At 63.2% G+C, this 19,083-nt stretch carries 20 protein-coding genes; 14 read left to right on the forward strand and 6 right to left on the reverse strand.

From position 1 onward, the window contains the following. Window positions 1-66 precede the first annotated feature (66 nt). The 5 genes from AACW18_RS00210 to AACW18_RS00230 all read left to right on the forward strand — a co-directional run bounded on the left by AACW18_RS00210 (window position 67) and on the right by AACW18_RS00230 (window position 5,144). Window positions 67-1,563, forward strand: a complete 1,497-nt coding sequence (locus AACW18_RS00210; protein ID WP_218389824.1) for a CoA-acylating methylmalonate-semialdehyde dehydrogenase — start codon at window positions 67-69, stop codon at window positions 1,561-1,563. An 83-nt stretch (window positions 1,564-1,646) separates the two neighbouring features. After that, window positions 1,647-2,375 carry a glutamine amidotransferase-related protein gene (locus AACW18_RS00215; protein WP_218389825.1) on the forward strand — a complete coding sequence of 243 codons (729 nt, stop codon included), beginning with the start codon at window positions 1,647-1,649 and terminating at the stop codon, window positions 2,373-2,375. A gap of 154 nt (window positions 2,376-2,529) precedes the next feature. Beyond that, entirely contained in the window at window positions 2,530-3,501 is a 972-nt protein-coding gene (locus tag AACW18_RS00220; RefSeq protein WP_042652926.1) for a LysR substrate-binding domain-containing protein, read from the forward strand. Between the two features lie 62 nt (window positions 3,502-3,563). Further along, window positions 3,564-4,403 carry a PfkB family carbohydrate kinase gene (locus AACW18_RS00225; RefSeq protein WP_218389826.1) on the forward strand — a complete coding sequence of 280 codons (840 nt, stop codon included), beginning with the start codon at window positions 3,564-3,566 and terminating at the stop codon, window positions 4,401-4,403. Between the two features lie 288 nt (window positions 4,404-4,691). After that, complete coding sequence (locus AACW18_RS00230; RefSeq protein ID WP_042652924.1) at window positions 4,692-5,144, forward strand: Rrf2 family transcriptional regulator; 453 nt, start codon at window positions 4,692-4,694, stop codon at window positions 5,142-5,144. A 67-nt stretch (window positions 5,145-5,211) separates the two neighbouring features. Here AACW18_RS00230 and AACW18_RS00235 read toward each other — a convergent pair whose 3' ends face one another. Further along, complete coding sequence (locus AACW18_RS00235) at window positions 5,212-5,724, reverse strand: ferredoxin-type protein NapF (RefSeq protein WP_042652923.1); 513 nt, start codon at window positions 5,722-5,724, stop codon at window positions 5,212-5,214. 138 nt (window positions 5,725-5,862) lie between these two features. On the opposite strand from AACW18_RS00235, the gene AACW18_RS00240 reads away from it, so the two are divergent. Then, window positions 5,863-6,078 carry a hypothetical protein gene (locus AACW18_RS00240; protein ID WP_042652922.1) on the forward strand — a complete coding sequence of 72 codons (216 nt, stop codon included), beginning with the start codon at window positions 5,863-5,865 and terminating at the stop codon, window positions 6,076-6,078. Beyond that, a complete protein-coding gene (gene rmuC / locus AACW18_RS00245) occupies window positions 6,075-7,406 on the forward strand; it encodes a DNA recombination protein RmuC (protein ID WP_218389827.1) in 1,332 nt (443 codons plus the stop codon). The genes AACW18_RS00240 and rmuC overlap by 4 nt, the downstream gene beginning before the upstream one ends. Window positions 7,407-7,478: 72 nt before the next feature. Here the strand turns inward: rmuC and AACW18_RS00250 are convergent, their stop codons facing one another. From AACW18_RS00250 to def, 5 genes are all read right to left on the reverse strand, one after another. Next, window positions 7,479-8,921, reverse strand: coding sequence for a TrkH family potassium uptake protein (locus tag AACW18_RS00250; RefSeq protein ID WP_042652920.1), 1,443 nt, complete (start codon window positions 8,919-8,921; stop codon window positions 7,479-7,481). A gap of 93 nt (window positions 8,922-9,014) precedes the next feature. Next, on the reverse strand, window positions 9,015-10,391 hold the full coding sequence (trkA, locus tag AACW18_RS00255) for a Trk system potassium transporter TrkA (protein ID WP_042652919.1): 1,377 nt from the start codon (window positions 10,389-10,391) through the stop codon (window positions 9,015-9,017). Window positions 10,392-10,551: 160 nt separating this feature from the next. Beyond that, complete coding sequence (gene rsmB / locus AACW18_RS00260) at window positions 10,552-11,844, reverse strand: 16S rRNA (cytosine(967)-C(5))-methyltransferase RsmB (protein WP_218329898.1); 1,293 nt, start codon at window positions 11,842-11,844, stop codon at window positions 10,552-10,554. Between the two features lie 45 nt (window positions 11,845-11,889). After that, window positions 11,890-12,834 (reverse strand): methionyl-tRNA formyltransferase, encoded by a 945-nt coding sequence (gene fmt / locus AACW18_RS00265; RefSeq protein WP_218389828.1) that lies wholly within the window; start codon window positions 12,832-12,834, stop codon window positions 11,890-11,892. Between the two features lie 12 nt (window positions 12,835-12,846). Continuing rightward, the gene (gene def, locus AACW18_RS00270) at window positions 12,847-13,359 is read right to left on the reverse strand and encodes a peptide deformylase (RefSeq protein ID WP_218389829.1); all 513 of its coding nucleotides are present in this window, start codon (window positions 13,357-13,359) and stop codon (window positions 12,847-12,849) included. Between the two features lie 108 nt (window positions 13,360-13,467). Between def and AACW18_RS00275 the strand changes: the two genes are divergently transcribed. From AACW18_RS00275 to hemF, 7 genes are all read left to right on the forward strand, one after another. Beyond that, window positions 13,468-14,556, forward strand: coding sequence for a LysM peptidoglycan-binding domain-containing protein (locus AACW18_RS00275; protein ID WP_218389830.1), 1,089 nt, complete (start codon window positions 13,468-13,470; stop codon window positions 14,554-14,556). A 1-nt stretch (window position 14,557) separates the two neighbouring features. Beyond that, the gene (dprA, locus tag AACW18_RS00280; protein WP_218389831.1) at window positions 14,558-15,673 is read left to right on the forward strand and encodes a DNA-processing protein DprA; all 1,116 of its coding nucleotides are present in this window, start codon (window positions 14,558-14,560) and stop codon (window positions 15,671-15,673) included. Further along, complete coding sequence (locus tag AACW18_RS00285) at window positions 15,666-16,139, forward strand: DUF494 family protein (RefSeq protein WP_042652913.1); 474 nt, start codon at window positions 15,666-15,668, stop codon at window positions 16,137-16,139. Before dprA ends, AACW18_RS00285 begins: the two co-directional genes overlap by 8 nt. Window positions 16,140-16,194: 55 nt before the next feature. Next, a complete protein-coding gene (locus AACW18_RS00290; protein WP_042652912.1) occupies window positions 16,195-16,752 on the forward strand; it encodes a DNA topoisomerase family protein in 558 nt (185 codons plus the stop codon). A 74-nt stretch (window positions 16,753-16,826) separates the two neighbouring features. Then, a complete protein-coding gene (gene purE / locus AACW18_RS00295) occupies window positions 16,827-17,333 on the forward strand; it encodes a 5-(carboxyamino)imidazole ribonucleotide mutase (RefSeq protein WP_042652911.1) in 507 nt (168 codons plus the stop codon). A 139-nt stretch (window positions 17,334-17,472) separates the two neighbouring features. Next, a complete protein-coding gene (locus AACW18_RS00300) occupies window positions 17,473-18,033 on the forward strand; it encodes a Sua5/YciO/YrdC/YwlC family protein (protein ID WP_218389832.1) in 561 nt (186 codons plus the stop codon). Window positions 18,034-18,131: 98 nt separating this feature from the next. Further along, window positions 18,132-19,040 carry an oxygen-dependent coproporphyrinogen oxidase gene (gene hemF, locus AACW18_RS00305; protein ID WP_218389833.1) on the forward strand — a complete coding sequence of 303 codons (909 nt, stop codon included), beginning with the start codon at window positions 18,132-18,134 and terminating at the stop codon, window positions 19,038-19,040. Window positions 19,041-19,083: the final 43 nt, after the last annotated feature.

A 19,083-nucleotide genomic window follows, 5' to 3' on the forward strand; every position in this document is an offset into this window, starting at 1 on the left:
TCTTCCTGCGTGCCGATCTCATGACGCCACACAGGATTGAGACGAATTACCCATCAAGGAGGATATATGACATACCGGGTTAGCAACTTCATCGGCGGTGAGACGAAAGAGAGCCACAGCGAGCGCTTCGGCGCCATCTTCGATCCGGCCACCGGCCAGCAGCAGGGACAGGTGGTGCTCAGCACCGCCGCCGAGTGCGCCGATGCCATCGCCATCGCCGAGCAGGCCTTCGCCGACTGGTCCCAGACCCCGCCGCTGGTACGGGCGCGGGTGATGTTTCGCTTCAAGGCGCTGATGGAGGAGCATCGCGACGAGCTGGCCCGGCTCATCAGCCGCGAGCATGGCAAGGTGTTCTCCGATGCCCAGGGCGAGCTGACTCGGGGGCTGGAGGTGGTGGAGTTTGCCTGCGGCATCCCTCATCTGCTCAAGGGGGAGCACTCCCTCAACGTGGGCCGCGGGGTGGACAGCCACTCCATGATGCAGCCCGTGGGGGTCTGTGCCGGCATCACGCCGTTCAACTTCCCGGCCATGGTGCCGCTGTGGATGTTCCCGGTGGCGCTGGCCTGCGGCAACAGCTTCATCCTCAAGCCGTCCGAGAAGGATCCCTCGCTCTCCCTGCGGATGGCCGAGCTGCTCAAGCAGGCCGGTCTGCCGGACGGGGTGCTCAACGTGGTCAATGGCGACAAGGAGGTGGTGGATGTGCTGCTGACCGACCCGCGGGTGGCCGCGGTCTCCTTCGTCGGCTCCACTCCCATAGCCGAATACATCTATGCCACCGCCTCGGCCCACGGCAAGCGGGTTCAGGCGCTGGGCGGTGCCAAGAACCACATGCTGGTGATGCCGGATGCGGATCTCGATCAGGCGGTCTCCGCCCTGATGGGAGCGGCCTATGGCGCGGCCGGCGAGCGCTGCATGGCGATCTCGGTGGCCGTGGTGGTCGGCGAGGTCACTGCCGATGCCCTGGTGGCCAAGCTGACACCGCTGGTGGAGGCGCTGCGGGTCGGCCCGGGTCTGGGCGCCAGTCCGGAGAACGAGATGGGGCCGCTCATCAGCCGCGAGCATCTGGCCAAGGTGCGCGGCTACGTGGATCAGGGGGTGGCCGAGGGAGCCCAGCTGCGGGTGGATGGGCGTGGCGTCAGCCACGGCGAAGGCTACTTCATCGGCGGCAGCCTGTTCGATCGGGTGACCCCCGAGATGCGCATCTATCGGGAGGAGATCTTCGGGCCGGTGCTCGCCATAGTGCGGGCGCCGGACTATGAAACCGCGCTCGGGCTCATCAACGATCACGAGTACGGCAACGGCACCGCCATCTTTACCTGCGACGGGGATACCGCAAGGGACTTCACCACCCGGGTTCAGGTCGGTATGGTAGGGGTGAACGTCCCCATCCCGGTGCCCATGGCGTTTCACAGCTTCGGTGGCTGGAAGCGGTCCATCTTCGGGCCGCTCAACATGCACGGGCCGGATGGGGTACGCTTCTATACCCGGATGAAGACAGTCACCGCACGCTGGCCACAGAGCCTGCGGGCCGGCGCCGAGTTCTCCATGCCGACCATGAAATGACCAACCATGCAGTAGCTAGCCCAGGCATGGCCCGGCGGAGGGATCCGCCGGAGTGCCCCGCTATCCCTGTGAAGGAGTGACAGATGCGACTGGGAATTCTCGATTGTGACCGGCTGGACCCCGATTTGGCGGGGAGTTTTGGCCCCGTTTACTCCGAGATGTTTATCAAGGGCTTCCGGGCGCTGGCCCCGGCGCTGGAATACCGGGTATGGTCGGCGCTCGATGGCGAGCTGCCGGCCGATCTGAACGAATGCGATGCCTGGCTCATCACCGGCTCGCGCCACGATGCTTACAGCGATCTGCCCTGGATCCTGGCGCTGCGCGACTGGATCCGGCGCGCCCACGATCAGAACGTCAAGCTGGCCGGGGTCTGCTTCGGCCATCAGGTGATCGCCCAGGCACTGGGGGGGGAGGTGATGAAGTCCACCAAGGGCTGGGGGCTCGGCGTCTCCGTCCACCCCATGCAGGAGGCTAAGCCCTGGATGCAGCCCGGCCTGGACACGATCCGGATCCTGGCCAGCCACCAGGATCAGGTGGAGCAGCTGCCGCCGGGGGCGACCCTGCTGGCGGGCAACGACTTCTGCCCGAACTTCATGTTCCTGCAGGGGGATCACATAGTCGCGATTCAGGGCCACCCCGAGTTCTCGGTGGAGTACAACCGGGCGCTGATCGAGCGGCGACGGGATCGGCTGCCCGATGAGCACTACCAGAGCAGCCTCTCCTCGCTGGAAGGGGAGGTCGATTCGGCCACCATGATGCAGTGGCTGCTGCAGTTTCTCGGCATGCTGCCGGTCGGGCCCGCCGTGCGCTGAACCCCGTTTGTCATATAACCCCTGCAGATGCTAGATTTTGTAGCAAAATGAAGGATCAAGCGGTGATATGCCAAGTTCGGATGGTACACTGGCCGCCATTTGTGGCGGCCTTGTCCATCCAATGACAGCCGCGCCAGCCTGTGAGGGTGAAGCCTTGAAACTACAGCAGTTGAAGTATCTGATCGCGGTGCGGGACCACAATCTCAATGTTTCCGTCGCTTCCGATGCGCTCTATACCAGCCAGCCTGGGGTGAGCAAGCAGATCGGCTTGCTGGAGAGCGAGCTGGGGGTGCGTATCTTCGAGCGCCGCGGCAAGCACCTGCATCGCATCACCCCGGTGGGCGAGGAGATCATCAGGTGTGCCGAGGCGATGCTCAACATCGAGGGCAAGATCAAGGCCATCTCCCGCGAGTACCTGGATCCGACCGTGGGCACGCTCAACATCCACACCACCCACACCATAGCGCGCTACCTGCTGCCCAAGAGCGTCACCTATTTCACCAAGAAGTACCCCAAGATTTCGTTCCACCTGCACCCGGTGATGTCGGCCAACAAGGAGCAGATCAGCAAGGGCTACTCCGATTTTTCCATCGTGGCCCACGAGATCGGCTTCGACAAGGAGCTGATCGCACTGCCCGCCTACCTCTGGACCCTGTCGCTGGTGGTGCCGCAGGATCACCCGCTGGCCAAGGTGAAGAAGCCGAGCCTGGAGCAGCTCTGTCAGTACCCCATCCTCAGCTACGAGAGTGGCGCCACCGGGCGTCAGGTGCAGGATCAGGTGTTCCAGGCCGCCGGCCTCACCCCCAACTACTACATGACGGTGATGGATGCCGGCGTCATCAAGCGCTACGTGGAGCTGGGCTTCGGCATCGGCATCATCTCGTCGCTGGTGGCCGACGACACCGATGCCCCCGGCCTGGTGGCCATCAACCTGGAGTACCTGTTCGCGCCCTGCCCGGCCCAGCTCTGCTTCAGCAAGAGCATACTGCTGCAGAACTACATGTATGACTTCATCAGCTCCTTCTCGCCGCACCTCACCAAGGAGGTGATCCAGAACGTCATGCAGCAGCCGACCCAGGCGCGTATCGATGAGCTGATGACCGGGGTGGAACTGCCCGTCTACTGACCCTCTCGCATTATCGGCCCCGGCCGATGATGCGACTGTGCCCTCCTGCCTTAGAGGTACCCATGTCCCGCATCCTGTTGCTTGCCAACCTCAACTGTGACCATGTGCTCTCCCTGGGCGAACCGCTGGTGGCGGGGGCCCGTCTGCAGTACCTGGATCAGGGGCGCAGGCTGGGGGGCGGCGCCGCCAACACCGGCATCGGCCTGGTGTGGGCGGGGCACGAGGTGCGCATCGCCTCGCGCATCGGGCTGGACGAGACTGGCGACTGGCTGCTGGAGCAGGCGGCGAGCCATGGTCTGGATTGCAGCCAGGTGGAGCGCTTCGGTGGCGAGACCGGCGAGCTGCTGATCCTGGTGGACTCCACCGGCGAGCGCACCATCTTGCGCCGTCCCCGTCGCCCCGATCTGCCCGGCGACTTGCCGGTGGAGGGGGTGGATTGCCTCTACGTCAACTATCCCGGCACCGCCATCATAGGTTACATGCGCCAGATGCTCGGCAAGAGCTTCGTGGTGGCCCAGTACCCCAAGGGCGGCCAGGCCCGCCGTCCCTGCCATGTGCTGGTGGCCTCCCGCGCCGATCTGGCGGAGGTGGCCGATCCCTGGCTGCATGCCCGCGGCCTGGCGGGGGAGCAACTGGAGTGGCTGGTGCTGACCGAGGGCAAGGCGGGGGCCGTGGCCATCCACGGCGAGGAGGAGATCCGGGTCGCGGCGCGGCCTGTGTCGGTGGTGGATACCACGGGGGCGGGGGATGCCTTCGCCGGTGGCCTCATCCACGGCCTGGCCCGTGGCATGGCGATCCAGGATGCCCTGCAGTGCGCGGTGGACTGGGGCGCCTTCGCGGTGGCGTCGGAGAGCTCCATCCCCTCCCAGGCCCTGAAAACCTGGCTGAGACAGCCCCACTGAGGGCGATAGTCCGAACCGATTCTCCCGTCTTTGACCCCGCGCCGGCCGATGGAATTTAGCCACCAGAAATGGCCGAAACCCTGCCCCAAGCCGGCAAGTTTGCGATCAATCAAAGAAAGTGTCGATTTATGTACATCTTCGTCGACACCCGTCCGGGCTGCTCTTAACCTTGTCACTCCACGACTCGGCTCAAGATGCGGATCCTGTGCGGGCGCACGCACCATCCCCGTCCCTTGGCCCCTGGTTGTCGTCCTGATTTCTGGCTTGTAGTAAGAGGCAAGTGCGACCATGCAACTGACACGATTTACCGACTATGCCCTGCGGACCCTGACTTTTCTGGCAATCCAGCCGGGAGATCGCCTGTCGACCATCACCGAGGTGGCCGACACCTTCGCCATCTCCCGCAACCACGTGGTCAAGATAGTGCATCAGCTCGGCATCAAGGGTTACATCGAGACGATCCGTGGCAAGCACGGCGGCATCCGCCTCGGTCGCTCCGCGGTCTCCATCAACCTGCGCGACGTGGTGATGGACATGGAGCACGTGCTCTGTCCGGTGGACTGCAAGCGCGAGAACTGCCGCCTCTCCGGCGGCTGCCGCATCCAGGGCATACTGCGCCGCGCCATGAATGCCTTCCTCGAGGTGCTGGGGGAATACACCCTGGCCGATGCGGTGCGGGATCCGACCCGGCTCTGCCACCTGCTGGGGATAGAGCAAGACAACGTCCTGGCCATGGCATAAGGCCGAGGCAGACCATGAGGGGCCCAAGGGCCCCTCTGTGCTTTCTGGCATCCGGGGGTTGTGCGGGCTAGGGTTGCGGGATCAGGGTGATGGCGCCGTGCAGGCAGGCGAGGCCACAGGCACCGCAGCCGTCGCAGGCCGCCATGTTGACGCTTACCCCCTCGCTGCTGGCCTTGATCGCCTGCTGGGGGCAGGCATCCTCGCACAGCAGGCAGTAGAAGCCCTGGCGGGCCTGGCAGCTCGCCTCGATCCTGACCCGGGTCTGCACCTGGCGGCCGAGCCGCAGATCCAGCGCCCCCGTGGGGCAGGCTCTGGCGCAACTGCCGCAGTAGCTGCACTGGCCGCAGGCGAGATCCAGCACAGGGGTGCCGGCGATGGGGGTACCGTCGTATTCCGGCTGATCGGCCGGTTTGAGCAGGCCGTTGGGGCAGGCCTTGAAGCATTCACCGCAACGGTTGCAGAGGGCGAGGTATTGGGATTCTTCGATGGCCCAGGGCGGGCGCGCCTCATGGCAAGCCACGGCCGGTTTGGCGGGGCTTCCCAGTGCGTGCATCAACCAGCGACAGAAAAAGTGAGTCATGCCTACCCCGAATACCTATTAGGGGTTAATTTTAGCCAGATTTCCGCCGGCAAGCCAGAGAATAGCGTGGCGCAGGATCGCAAGCCGGGTTGGCCTTGTGTAAGCTAGGCAGATCTTTTTGCGTGGTCGAACATACACATGTGGTTATTTCTCTGGCGTGCCTCCCTGCTCTATGTCTTCCCGTTGCTGATGTGGGCCTATTGCCGCATCAAGGGTATCGAGTTCGCCGAGCTCGACACCGGGGTCAATAGCCACAAGTGGGTGGTGCTGGCCGCCTACCTCATCTATGTCCTGCTCTGGCTGCTGCTCAACCGCTACCTCGAACTCTTCCTGCGCCAGCGGAGTCGGCGATGATCCCGATGACGAGCTGGCTGCCTGCGTTGCTGGCGGGTCTGCTCGCCCTGGGCCTCGGCTGGCTGGTGGGTCGCCGCGCGGCCCGGGAGGAGACGCTGCTGACCGAGGAGCGCCATCAGGCGCTGCAGGACAGATTCGACGAGCTGCAGGACGAGAAGATGCTGGGCCAGCAGAAGCTGGAGCAACAGCAAACCCTGCTGCTCAAGCTCACCGCCCGCCTCAAGGATGCCGAAGCCACCCTGCGCAGCGAGCGCATCGCCAGCGCCGAGAAGCTGCAACTGCAGCAGCAGGCCGAGGCCCGTCTCAGCCAGCAGTTCGAGAACCTGGCGAACCGCATCTTCGAGCAGAACTCCGGCAACTTCCGCGAGCTGAACCAGCACAGCCTGGATCTGTTGCTGACCCCGCTCAAGGAGCAGCTGGAGGGGTTCCGCCGTCAGGTGGGAGAGACCCACGCCCAGGAGACGGCCCAGCGCCACAGCCTCAAGTTCGAGCTGGAGCGCCTCGCCGAGCTCAACGCCCGCATGACCGAGGAGGCCGCGGCGCTCACCCGGGCCCTCAAGGGCGACAGCAAGCAGCAGGGCAACTGGGGTGAGGTGGTGCTGGCCAGGATCCTCTCCGAATGCGGCCTGCGTGAGGGCCACGAGTACCACACCCAGGTCAATATCGAGGTGGACAAGGGCAAGCGTTACCAGCCGGACGTGATCGTCCACCTGCCGCAAGAGAAAGACATCATCATCGATGCCAAGGTGTCGCTGACCGCGTACGAGCGCTGGTACAACAGCGACGACACGCTGGAGAAGGCGGTGGCGCTCAAGGAGCACATCGCCTCGGTGCGCAACCACATCCGCGAGCTGGGTCGCAAGGATTACCAGCAACTGCCCGGGGTGCGCACCCTGGACTATGTGCTGATGTTCGTGGCGGTGGAGCCGGCGTTCCTGACCGCGCTGGAGGCCGACCCCTCCCTGGTGCGCTACGGGCTGGATCACAACATCCTGCTGGTCAGCCCCACCAACCTGATGGTGGCGCTGCGCACCATAGAGAACCTGTGGCGCTACGAGCGCCAGAACCAGAACTCGCGCCAGATTGCCGAGCGGGCCGGGCGGCTGTACGAGAAGCTGCGGCTGTTCGTGGAGGAGATGCAGCAGATGGGGGGCAGCCTGCACAAGGCGCAGGAGAGCTACGACAAGGCGATGGGTCGGCTGGTCAACGGCCGCGGCAACCTGATAGCCCAGGCCGAGCGCTTTCGCGAGCTGGGAGTGGAGGTGACCAAGCCGCTGCCGGAGCCGCTGATCAACCGCGCGCTGGAGCGGGAAGACTCCGCCGACTGAGATGGTCGAAAGCAGATGGAAAGGGCGGCCCATGGGCTGCCCTTTTTGTCATCAGGATCCGCCGCTCCGGCCTTATTGCCGCCAGAACGAGGGGAAGAAGATCACCGCGACGGTCAGGATCTCGAGTCGACCCAGCAGCATGCCGAAGGAGAGGATCCACTTGGCCGCATCCGGCAGGGTGGCGAAGTTGGTGCTGGGTCCTATGATGGGGCCCATGCCGGGACCCACGTTGGCCACAGCGGTGATGGAGCCGGAGATGGCGGTCAGCGGATCCAGGCCGATGGCGGCGAGCAGGGCGGCGATCAGCAAGATGATGGCGAAATAGGCCAGCACGAAGGAGATCATGGAGCGGATGATGGCGTCGTTGACCGGGCGGCCGTTGTACTTCTGGGGGAAGACGGCGGAGGGGTGCATCAGCTGGCGCATCTGCTTCTTGAACAGGGCGAACGCCACCTGCACCCGGAAGATCTTGAGCCCCCCGGCGGTGGAGCCGGAGCAAGCGCCGAGCGCCAGCAGAATGATGAAGATGATGCTGGTGAGCGGCCCCCAGGTACCGAAGTCGCCGAGGCCGAAGCCGGTGGTGGTCAGCACAGAGACGATGTTGAAGCTGCTGATGCGCAGGGCGTCCATGAAGCCGTAGATGTCCCTGACCCAGAGATAGAAGGTGACGATGACGGTCACCCAGACCACCAGCCAGAAGAAGCCCTGCACCTGGGCATCCTTGAGCAGGCTGTTGTCGCGCCGGTTCAGGCTCTGGATGTAGAGCAGGAAGGGCAGGCCGCCGAGGAACATGAACAGGGTGCCGATCCAGTGCGCCGAGTTGGAGAAGTGGGACATGGACTGATCCGAGGTGGAGTAGCCGCCGGTGCTCAGCGTCGTCATGGAGTGATTGACCGCCTCGAACAGCGTCATGCCGCTCACCCAGTAGGCGAGGAAGCAGAGCATGGAAAGCACCAGGTAGACCACCACTATGTTGTTGGCCACCGTCTTGGCGCGCGGTGCGCTCTTGTCGGACCAATCCGAGCTCTCGGTCTGGAACAGCTTCATGCCGCCCACGTTGAGGTAGGGCAGCACGGCCACCGCCATCACGATGAAACCCACCCCCCCCAGCCACTGCAGGATGGAGCGCCACAGCAAGATGCTGTGGGCCATGCCGTCCAGCCCGGACAGTACTGTGGAACCCGTGGTGGTGACGCCGGACATGGTCTCGAAGTAGGCGTCGGTGAAGTCGATGTGGTTGATGAAGAAGAAGGGCAGGGCGCCGAAGATGCAGGCCACCACCCAGACCGAGGTGGTGAGCAGGAACATCTCCCGCACCCCGAGGTGAAATTCCGCCTTGCGCCCGTAGTGCAGGCAGAGCAGGGCGGCGCCGTGGGTGATCAGCACGGACTTGAGAAATTCGACGAAGCCCTCGGAACCGGTGAGCAGCGCCAGCAGGGTGGGCAACCACATGAACAGGGCCAGCTTGGAGAGCACCAGCCCGAGGGTGAAGACGATGGGACGCAGCTTGATCATGGGAGATAACCTGGTCGTTGATTAACAAAAGACCCGGACGATTCCTTTTTGAAAGGTCCGGGTCTGGATGCTGTCGCCTGATGCATGGGCAGGTTACAGGAAGAAGGGACTTGGCTGGAACAGGCGTTCCACTTCCGGAATGTACTTCTTGTCCACCAGGAACATCACCACGTGGTCATCCTGCTGGATCTGGGTGCGATCGTGGGCGATCAGCACCTCGTCGCCGCGCACCACGGCGCCTATGGTGGTGCCCGGCGGCAGCTTGAGCTCGCCCACCGTCTTGCCCACCACCTTGGAGGTGTTCTCGTCCCCGTGGGCTATGGCCTCAATGGCCTCGGCCGCGCCGCGGCGCAGGCTGTAGACGTTGGCGATATCCGCCCGGCGCACGTGGGTCAGCAGGGCCGAGATGGTGGCCTGCTGGGGCGAGATGGCGATGTCGATGGAGCCGCCCTGCACCAGATCCACGTAGGCGCTGCGCTGGATCAGCACCATGGTCTTCTTGGCGCCCATCTTCTTGGCGAGCAGGGCCGACATGATGTTGGACTCGTCCTCGTTGGTCACCGCGATGAAGACGTCGATCTGATCGATGTGCTCCTCCGCCAGCAGCTCCTGATCCGCCGCGTCGCCACAGAAGACGATGGTGTTCTCCAGCAGCTCCGACAGCTGCTCCGCCCGCTTCTGGTTGCGCTCGATCAGCTTGACGCTGTAGCGCTTCTCCAGCTGGCGGGCGAGGCCGGCACCTATGTTGCCACCCCCGACTATCATGATGCGGCGGTAGGGGCTCTCGAGCCGCTGCAGCTCCGACATCACGGCGCGGATGTGGCCGGCGGCGGCGACGAAGAACACCTCGTCATCCGCCTCTATGATGGTGGTACCCTGGGGGCGGATGGAGCGGCCCTGACGGAAGATGGCGGCCACCCGGGTCTCGATATTGGGCATGTGATCCCGCAGGGTGGAGAGCGCATTGCCCACCAGGGGGCCGCCGTAGTAGGCCTTGACCGCCACCAGCCCCACCTTGCCACCGGCGAAGTCCACCACTTGCAGCGCACCCGGGTATTCGATCAGCCTACGCACGTAGTCGGTCACCAGCTGCTCGGGGGCGATCAGGTGATCCACCGGCACGGATTCCGGCAGGAACAGCCGATCCCGCTCCACCAGATAGGCCGGGGAGCGAATGCGCGCCACCTTGTTCGGGGTGTTGAACAGGGAGTAGGCCACCTGGCAGGCGATCATGTTGGTCTCGTCGCTGTTGGTGACCGCCACCAGCATGTCGGCATCCTGGGCGCCCGCTTCGCGCAGCACCCTGGGGTGGGCGCCGTGACCGTTCACCACCCGCAGATCGAACTTGTCCTGCAGCTCCCGCAGACGGTCGCTGTCGGTATCTACTATGGTGATGTCGTTGTTTTCACCCGCGAGGTTCTCGGCTAGCGTGCCGCCGACCTGACCCGCACCCAGAATGATGATTTTCATAGGGAGATCTTACCCAAGGTTGTTCCGTTACTGAGGTGGCCAGCCAGTCTGATGCCCGACATGATGATCTGCATAGGGAAATCTTACTCAACGCTGTTGCTTCGAAGAGAGGGCGCCAGCCCGTAGGAAGGCGCCCGGATGCAGCCTCGACAGTTGCCGCTTACTGCTTGATCAGCTTGGCATAATAGAAGCCGTCCATCTCGGCCTCACCCGGCAGGAACTGGCGACCCGGACAAGCCGGGGTGTCCTGCTCGTGCAGGGGCACCAGCCTGGCGTCCCTGGTGTCGGCCAGGAAGGCACGGATCTGGTCGCGGTTCTCTTCCGGCAGAACGGAGCAGGTGGCGTAGAGCAGGGTGCCCCCGCTCTTCAGCTTGGCCCAGAGGGCGTTGAGGATACGGCGCTGCAGCTCGGCCAGCTCGCGGATGTCCTGATCCCGGCGCAACCACTTGATGTCGGGGTGACGACGGATGACGCCGGTGGCGGAGCAGGGGGCATCGAGTAGGATGCGATCGAACTGACCCTGTGGCCACCACTGGTCCGGCGTGCTGGCATCGCCATGGATCACCCGGGCCTTGATGCCGATACGATCCAGGTTCTCCTGCACCCGCTTGAGGCGGTTCTCGTCCGCATCGACGGCGATGACGCCGGCGAGGGCGGGTTGCAGCTCCAGCAGGTGAGCCGTCTTGCCACCGGGGGCGGCGCAGGCATCCAGCACCCACTCACCCGGTTGCGGGTCGAGCAGGCGGGCGGCCTGCTGGGCGGCTCCGTCCTGTACCGAGCAGTCGCCCTGCTCGAAGCCGGGCAGCTTGGTCACGTCGCAGGGGCGCTCCAGCAGGATGCAGTCGTCCCCTTCCTCGCCAGCCACCGCATTGATGCCGACCTCGGCCATGCGGGCCAGCATCTGCTCGCGGCTCTGGCGCTGGCCGTTATTGCGGATCCACATGGGGGGGCGCTGGTTGTTGGCCTCCATGATGAATTCCCAATCCTCGGGATAGGCCTGACGCAGTCGCTTGGTGAGCCACTCTGGGTGGCCGAGCCGGATGCTGGGGACGCGGTCGATGCGCAGCAGTATGACTTCGGCGCTGCGCTGGAAGTTGCGCAGCACGCCGTTGATCAGGCCGCGCAGGGAGGTGCCCTTGAGCAGCTTGACGGCGTTGACGGTCTCGGCCACCGCGGCGTGAGCCGGAATGCGGGTGTAGATGAGCTGATAGAGGCCGACCAGGATCAGATAATGGAAGATGCGGCTCTTGTTCTTGAGCGGCTTGTCCATCATCTCGCTCACCGCCGCGTCGAGGCGGGGCAGCCAGCGCAGGGTGCCATAGCAGAGTTCTTGCAGGAGGGCGCGGTCGCGAGGCGCCACCTTCTCCTGGGCAGCAGGCAGAACAGCGGAGAGGGATTGGCCCTGATCCAGCACCTGTTGGATAACGAGAGCGGCCTGTGCACGTGTTTTCATAGAGTTACCTTAGATGCGCAAGTCGGGGCCCGGGCCCCGCTTGTTTCAATTCAATTGCGTGCCGGGTGCAAACCAGTCGCGGCGAGAGTTGAGCAGATCCGAGACGGACATGGCCTTCTTGCCAGGCGGTTGCAGGGTCAGCAGGCGCAGCACGCCCTTGCCGGTGGCGATGTCGATCCCCTGCTTGTCGGCCTTGAGCAGAGTGCCGGCAGTCTGGCCGTGTTCCTGCTCGAGCACCTCTGCCTGCCAGACCTTGATGGTCTGTTCCGCCACTTCAAACCAGCTGATGGGCCAGGGATTAAAGGCGCGAATGCAGCGCTCGATGGCGACGGCCTCCATGGACCAGTCGATGCGCGCCTCCTCCTTGGAGAGCTTCTGGGCGTAGTTGGCCAGGGCATCGTCCTGCGCCTCGGCGGCGGTATCACCGGCGGCCATGGCGTTGAGGGTTTCGACCAGCGCCTGCGGTCCCAGCTCGGCCAGCTTGTCATAGAGGCTGGCAGAGGTCTCATCAAAGGCGATGGGGCAGCTCACCTTGCGGATCATGGCGCCGGTATCCAGCCCCACATCCATCTGCATGATGGTCACGCCGGTTTCGGCATCGCCCGCCCAGATGGCGCGCTGGATAGGTGCGGCACCGCGCCAGCGTGGCAGCAGGGAGCCGTGCACGTTCAGGCAACCCAGCCGCGGGGTGTCGAGCACCGCCTTGGGCAGGATCAGGCCGTAGGCCACCACCACCATGAGATCGGCGCCGAGGGCGGCCAGCTCGGCCTGTGCGGCTTCGTTGCGCAGGGATGCGGGTTGGTAGACCGGCAGGCTGTGGGCGAGGGCCAGCTCCTTGACCGGGCTGGCGCTGAGCTTCTGACCACGGCCCGCCGGCTTGTCGGGCTGGGTATAGACGGCGACGACCTCGTGGTCGGAAGACAACAACGCCGCCAGGTGACGGGCGGCGAAGTCGGGAGTACCGGCAAAAATCAGTTTCAGCTTATTCAATGGGGCAGATCCTCAGAGGGCTTTGCGATCTTCACGAGCCATCTTTTCCAGCTTCTGACGGATGCGCTGGCGCTTGAGCGGGGACAAGTAATCCACAAACAGCTTGCCGACCAGATGATCCATCTCATGCTGTATGCAGATAGCGAGCAGATCGTCCGCTTCCAGCTCGAACGGCTTGCCGTGGCGATCCAGTGCCCGCACCTTGACCCACTCGGCGCGCGGCACCAGAGCGCGGCTGCCGGGGACGGAGAGGCAACCCTCTTCGATGCCGGTGCTGCCCGACTGCTCGAGGATCTCCGGGTTGATCAGCACCAGCTGATCTTCACGGTCTTCAGAGACGTCGATGACGATGATGCGCTGATGAATGTCGACCTGAGTCGCGGCCAGGCCTATGCCTTCCTCCGCGTACATGGTTTCGAACATATCATCTACAATCTGTTGTAACTCGGGTGTAATGGTCTCGACAGGGGCTGCGATGGTACGCAGGCGCTCATCGGGGAAACGCAATACATCTAGAATGGCCATAGTTTTTTCTTTAGTTTCATATAAACGCAGTCAATATTGACGTAATTCTAGTCATTTACGTCGACAAAAAACAGCAACACTTTGCGTGCAGAAGTAACAGGGAGTGTTATGCATCTGAAGCAAATCATCCTCGCCTCTCTGGCGACAGCCTTGGCCAATGGTGCCATGGCCGACCAGCTGACGCTAAAACCCGGTTATCCAGACAGCTATGTCGTCCAGAAAGGGGATACCCTCTGGGACATCTCGGGCCAATACCTGGCCGAGCCCTGGCTCTGGCCACGCCTCTGGAACATCAATCCCCAGATTGCCAATCCGCACTGGATCTACCCCGGTGACGTGCTGCAACTGAGCTGGGTCAATGGCGAGCCTCGCCTCGGCAAGGCCAGCCAGGGCGGCAAACAGGTCATTCACTTGTCTCCCAAGAACCGCTACGAGAACAAGGCCAGCCCGATCCCGACCCTGCCACTCAGCGAGATAGGTCCCTTCCTGCAGACCGACCACATTCTGGCTGACAGCCAGCAGGTCAAGGACCTGCCCTATGTGCTCGGCAATAACGAGAAGCACGTCGGCATGCTGGAGGGGGATACCCTCTATGTGCGGGGTTCGCTGACCCCGGGCCAGGACTACGGGGTTTATCACCCGGGCGTGACCTACAAGGACAGGCAGACCGGGGAGCAGCTCGGTCAGGAGGCCGTTTTCGTCGGCACGGTGCGGGCGGAGGAGCGGCTGGCCAACGACAGCACCAGAGTCACGCTGACACACAACAGGCGCGAGGTGTATCAGGGGGATAAGATCATCCCGCTACCGCCACAGGAGAGTCTCTCCGCCGTATTCATGCCGAAGGCGGCGCCAACCATCTCCCCCGGCTATGTGGTCGAACTGCCGAGCAAGGCGCGCGGCGGCGGCAAGTTTGATGTGGTGCTCATCAACAAGGGGCTGCGGGATCGGGTCGCCCCCGGCGATGTGCTCGAGATCCAGCGCCCGGGCGCCGAGATGGTGGACAGGGATGGCAAGGTCTCATACCGCGAATATGCCTCAGTGTATAACAAGGCCTTCTACTCGGCGGGCAAGTCAGCCCTGCCATCTGAGGCCGTCGCCAGGGTCATGCTGTTCAAGGTCTACGACAAGCTGAGCTATGGCCTCATCCTGCAGAGTCAGGAGATGGTCAGCTCGGGTTACCAGGTCACCAACTTCTGACGTGTCGCCTCCACTCGAACGGCTCGCACTGTGGCTGACGCTGGATGCGGTGACTGGCATAGGTCCTGTCACAGCATCTCGCCTGCTGGCCCACTTCGAGGGGGATATCGTCGCCCTGTTTGCCTGCGACGATGCCAGGCTTCGAGAGATGGGCCTCAGCGAGGCCCAGATCCGCGAACTCAGGTGGCCACTGCCCGAGGTAGAGCAGGGGCTGCTCTGGGCGAGCAGGCCGGGTCAGCATCTCATCTGTCCAGATACCCCCAGTTATCCCTCCCTGTTAAAAGAGATCCCCGCCGCGCCGCTGCTGCTCTATTGCCGTGGCGCGCTGGAGGCGCTGGCGCTGCCCCAGTTGGCAATGGTGGGCACGCGCCATCCCACTTATGCCGGCAAGGACAATGCGGCTCGGCTGTGCGCCGAGCTGGTGGAATGCGGCCTGGCGATCACCTCGGGGCTGGCGCTTGGCATCGATGGCGTCTGTCATCAGCAGGCGTTGACGGCCGGGGGCGTGACGCTGGCGGTGTTGGGCTCCGGCCTCGATTGCCTCTATCCGAAGCGTCATCAGGGGTTGGCCATGCAAATCCTGGAACGCGGCGGCCTGCTGATCTCCGAGCTGGCGCCGGACAAGGGGCCGCTCGCCGAGCACTTCCCCCGTCGCAATCGCATCATCAGCGGGCTCTCCCTCGGTACCCTGGTGGTGGAGGCGGCCGAACAGAGTGGCTCCCTCATCACGGCCCGTTACGCCTTGGAACAGGGGCGCGAGGTGTTCGCCGTACCCGGTGCCCCGCAGAATGTGCAGGCATTGGGCTGCAACAGGCTGATCCAGCAGGGGGCCAAACTGGTCTTGACTGCGGCCGATGTCATGGAGGAACTGCCCGCCTTGGTGCCGTTGGCGAGACCGGCGAGTCATTCACCCGAGCCTTCGCATAATAGCGAATTGCCTTATGCCGATTTGTTGGATAACGTAGATTATGAAGCCACGAGCGTGGATACCGTTGCCGAGCGGTCCCGGCTTCCTGTCGAACTGGTGTTGGGCAGGTTGGTAGAGCTGGAGCTGGCCGGTGCAGTGATGGCGGTAGCCGGTGGATACGTCAGAACGAGGAGGGCGAATCATGTTTGATGTATTGATGTACCTTTTCGAGACCTACATCCACAGCGATGCTGATGTGATGGTAGAGCAGGATGAACTCACCGACGAACTGAGCCGAGCCGGTTTCAATCAGGACGAGATCGAGAAGGCGCTCAACTGGCTGGAAAGGCTGGCCAATCTGCATGACAGCGAACGGGAGGTGTATGTCTCCGCCAGCGCACAAGGCTCGATGCGGATCTATGCCCCGCAAGAGCTGGCCCGCCTCAGCACCGAATGCCGTGGCTTCCTGCTGTTTCTGGAACAGGCTCAGGTGCTGAATGCCGAAACCCGCGAGATCTGCATCGAGCGCCTGCTCGAGCTGGATAAGCCGGATATCGAGCTGGATGACCTGAAGTGGGTCGTCATGATGGTGCTGTTCAACGTACCGGGCAGTGAAAATGCCTACCAGCAGATGGAAGAGCTGGTGTTTGACGAGTCAGACGGTGTCATTCACTGACAGTCCGGTGCCGCGCTGGTAGAATTCAGGCCATCTGGATTTCAAGGCGCGGCCCATGTCAAAAATCGATCATCACCTCTTTTCTGCCCACGAGAACGCGTTCGAGCGAGAGCCTTGCCCGCAGTGTGGTGCCGAGCTGGTGATCCGCCAAGGCAAGCATGGCCTCTTTCTGGGCTGCTCAGCCTACCCCGCCTGCGACTACATCCGTTCCCTGACGCCATCCGGCCGCGACATCGAGAAGGTGCTGGAAGGTTCCGCCTGCCCGGATTGCGGCCAGCCGCTGGCGATCAAGAAGGGGCGTTACGGCCTGTTCGTCGGTTGCACCCAGTATCCGGCCTGTCAGCACATCGAATCCTTGCAGGAAAGCGACGACACCCAGATCCTCTGTCCCGAGTGTGGCAAGGGTCATCTGGTGAGCCGCACCTCCCGCTACGGCAAGCAGTTTTACTCTTGTGATGGCTATCCCCATTGTAAATATGTGGTTAACGACAAGCCGATCCCCATGCCTTGTCCCGAATGTGGCTGGGGCATCATGGTGGAGAAGAAAGTGAGGGGAAATCTGAGGTGGATCTGCCCGCAAAAGAAATGCGGCCATCAGAGTGAGCAGGTATAATCCCGCCGCCGTAACCAAATTGAAACGTTTTCGGCGAACTTCAACCCCCCACTTGGAGTAAGGAAATTCCCACCATGAATAAACCCTTTGTTGCCGTATTGATGGGCTCTGATTCAGATTTTCCCGTGATGCAATCCACCCTTGAAGTCCTCAAGTCGTTTGATATCACAGTGGAAGTGAAGGTCACCTCCGCGCACCGTACCCCGGCCGCGACCCATCAGTATGTCACCGATGCCGAAACCCGTGGTTGCAAGGTCTTCATCTGCGCCGCCGGGCTGGCCGCCCACCTGGCTGGTGCCGTGGCCGGCATCACCACCCGTCCCGTGATCGGGGTGCCCATCGATGGTGGCCCGCTCAAGGGGCTGGATGCATTGCTCTCCACCGTGCAGATGCCGGGTGGCGTGCCGGTGGCGACAGTGGCGATCGGCAAGGCCGGTGCCAAGAACGCCGGTTATCTGGCTGCCCAGATGCTGGCCGTGGCCGATGACGCACTGGCAGTCAAGGTACGCGCCGAGCGCCAGAAGAATGCCGAAGAGGTGATGGCCAAGGATGCTGCCCTGCAGGCTCAACTGCTCAAGTAAGCGATGAGGCGGCAGCCAGCCTGACGGGTCGTATTTTTTCTGCGTTCCAGGGAAAATGAATCTGAACAAGCGGTTGCCGCTCTAGCAGGCTCAATGTCAATCAGTGATGAGGCGGTAGCTCGGCTACCGCATTTTTTCTATGCCAAATGAATTTGAACAAGCGATTGCCGCCCTCCGCGATGACGGGGTGATCGCCTACGCGACCGAGGCCGTGTTCGGCCTGGGTTGTGATCCCGATTCAGAGCTTGCCGTGCAGCGTCTGCTGGCCATCAAGCAGCGTCCGGTGGAGAAGGGGCTGATCCTGATTGCCGCCGATCTGGCGCAGTTGCAGGATTACATCGATTTGGGTCAGCTCAGTGCCGATCAGCTTACCCGAGTGCAGGCGAGCTGGCCTGGTCCCTTCACCTGGATCATGCCCGCCCGTGCCACGACGCCGGCCTGGCTCACCGGCCAGTTCGATACCCTGGCGGTTCGAGTGACGGCGCATCCTCAGGTGCAGGCGCTGTGTCGCGCCTTCGGCAAGCCGCTGGTGTCGACCAGTGCCAATCTGACCGGTGAAGCGCCCGCTCGCTGCATCGCCGACATAGGCGCGCCGCTGGCGCACCTGCTGGCCTATATCCTGCCAGGCGAAGTGGGTGAACAGGCCAATCCGTCCGAGATCAAGGACGCCAGAACCGGCGCCGTCATTCGCCCCTCTTGAGGGCGTATCTTCTTTGCCAGGCCGCGAGCGGCCTCTGACCTTGGTAGCGACACCATAATAAGACGGGCAGGACAGGCTCCCGCCCGACTGGAGACGAGATGAGCAAACCGGACGTGGCCCAGATCAAGGCCTTCCTACTGCAACTGCAGGACGAGATCTGCCAGGGCCTGGAGCAGGCCGATGGGGAAGGGCGCTTCGTGGAAGACGCCTGGACCCGTGAGGGTGGCGGTGGTGGCCGTACCCGGGTGCTGCGCCAGGGCGCCGTGATCGAGCAGGGGGGCGTCAACTTCTCCCATGTTCATGGTGATGCCATGCCGGCCTCGGCGACCGCCCATAGGCCGGAGCTGGCGGGGCGCAGATTCGAGGCCATGGGCGTCTCGCTGGTGATCCACCCCCACAATCCCTATGTGCCGACCAGCCATGCCAACGTCCGCTTCTTCATCGCCGAGAAAGAGGGTGAAGAGCCCATCTGGTGGTTCGGCGGTGGCTTCGATCTGACACCGTTTTACCCCTTTGCCGAGGATGTGCTGCACTGGCATCAGGTGTCGCACGATCTCTGCCAGCCCTTTGGCGAGGAGATCTACCCCGAGTTCAAGGGGTGGTGCGATCGTTACTTCTTCCTCAAGCACCGCAATGAGACACGTGGCGTCGGCGGCCTCTTCTTCGACGATCTGAATCGCTGGCCGTTTGACGACTGTTTCACCTTTATGCGGGCGGTGGGCAGAGGCTACCTCGATGCCTATCTGCCGATCATCGCGCGGCGCAAGGCGCTGCCCTATGGGGAACGGGAGCGGGAGTTCCAGCTCTATCGGCGCGGCCGTTACGTGGAGTTCAACCTGGTCTACGACCGGGGTACCCTGTTCGGGCTGCAGACCGGTGGCCGCACCGAGTCGATCCTGATGTCGATGCCGCCGCTGGCGCGCTGGGAGTACGATTGGCAACCTGAGCCCGGTAGTCAGGAGGCATTGCTCTACAGCGACTACCTCACCCCCAGAAACTGGTTGTGAGAAGAAGGGCCCAAGGGCCCTTTTTCGTGGCCGAGATTCGGCT

The organism is Aeromonas sp. sia0103 (assembly GCF_963895295.1).
In the GTDB taxonomy this organism is placed as follows: Bacteria; Pseudomonadota; Gammaproteobacteria; order Enterobacterales; family Aeromonadaceae; genus Aeromonas; species Aeromonas encheleia.

What these genes read in the sequence shown, in the direction of transcription:
- AACW18_RS00210 (WP_218389824.1), top strand. Translation starts at nt 67, where the DNA reads ATGACATACCGGGTTAGCAACTTCATCGGCGGTGAGACGAAAGAGAGC.
- AACW18_RS00215 (WP_218389825.1), top strand. Translation starts at nt 1,647, where the DNA reads ATGCGACTGGGAATTCTCGATTGTGACCGGCTGGACCCCGATTTGGCG.
- AACW18_RS00225 (WP_218389826.1), top strand. Translation starts at nt 3,564, where the DNA reads ATGTCCCGCATCCTGTTGCTTGCCAACCTCAACTGTGACCATGTGCTC.
- AACW18_RS00230 (WP_042652924.1), top strand. Translation starts at nt 4,692, where the DNA reads ATGCAACTGACACGATTTACCGACTATGCCCTGCGGACCCTGACTTTT.
- AACW18_RS00235 (WP_042652923.1), bottom strand. Translation starts at nt 5,724, where the DNA reads ATGACTCACTTTTTCTGTCGCTGGTTGATGCACGCACTGGGAAGCCCC.
- AACW18_RS00240 (WP_042652922.1), top strand. Translation starts at nt 5,863, where the DNA reads ATGTGGTTATTTCTCTGGCGTGCCTCCCTGCTCTATGTCTTCCCGTTG.
- rmuC (WP_218389827.1), top strand. Translation starts at nt 6,075, where the DNA reads ATGATCCCGATGACGAGCTGGCTGCCTGCGTTGCTGGCGGGTCTGCTC.
- AACW18_RS00250 (WP_042652920.1), bottom strand. Translation starts at nt 8,921, where the DNA reads ATGATCAAGCTGCGTCCCATCGTCTTCACCCTCGGGCTGGTGCTCTCC.
- trkA (WP_042652919.1), bottom strand. Translation starts at nt 10,391, where the DNA reads ATGAAAATCATCATTCTGGGTGCGGGTCAGGTCGGCGGCACGCTAGCC.
- rsmB (WP_218329898.1), bottom strand. Translation starts at nt 11,844, where the DNA reads ATGAAAACACGTGCACAGGCCGCTCTCGTTATCCAACAGGTGCTGGAT.
- def (WP_218389829.1), bottom strand. Translation starts at nt 13,359, where the DNA reads ATGGCCATTCTAGATGTATTGCGTTTCCCCGATGAGCGCCTGCGTACC.
- AACW18_RS00275 (WP_218389830.1), top strand. Translation starts at nt 13,468, where the DNA reads ATGCATCTGAAGCAAATCATCCTCGCCTCTCTGGCGACAGCCTTGGCC.
- AACW18_RS00285 (WP_042652913.1), top strand. Translation starts at nt 15,666, where the DNA reads ATGTTTGATGTATTGATGTACCTTTTCGAGACCTACATCCACAGCGAT.
- AACW18_RS00290 (WP_042652912.1), top strand. Translation starts at nt 16,195, where the DNA reads ATGTCAAAAATCGATCATCACCTCTTTTCTGCCCACGAGAACGCGTTC.
- purE (WP_042652911.1), top strand. Translation starts at nt 16,827, where the DNA reads ATGAATAAACCCTTTGTTGCCGTATTGATGGGCTCTGATTCAGATTTT.
- AACW18_RS00300 (WP_218389832.1), top strand. Translation starts at nt 17,473, where the DNA reads ATGCCAAATGAATTTGAACAAGCGATTGCCGCCCTCCGCGATGACGGG.
- hemF (WP_218389833.1), top strand. Translation starts at nt 18,132, where the DNA reads ATGAGCAAACCGGACGTGGCCCAGATCAAGGCCTTCCTACTGCAACTG.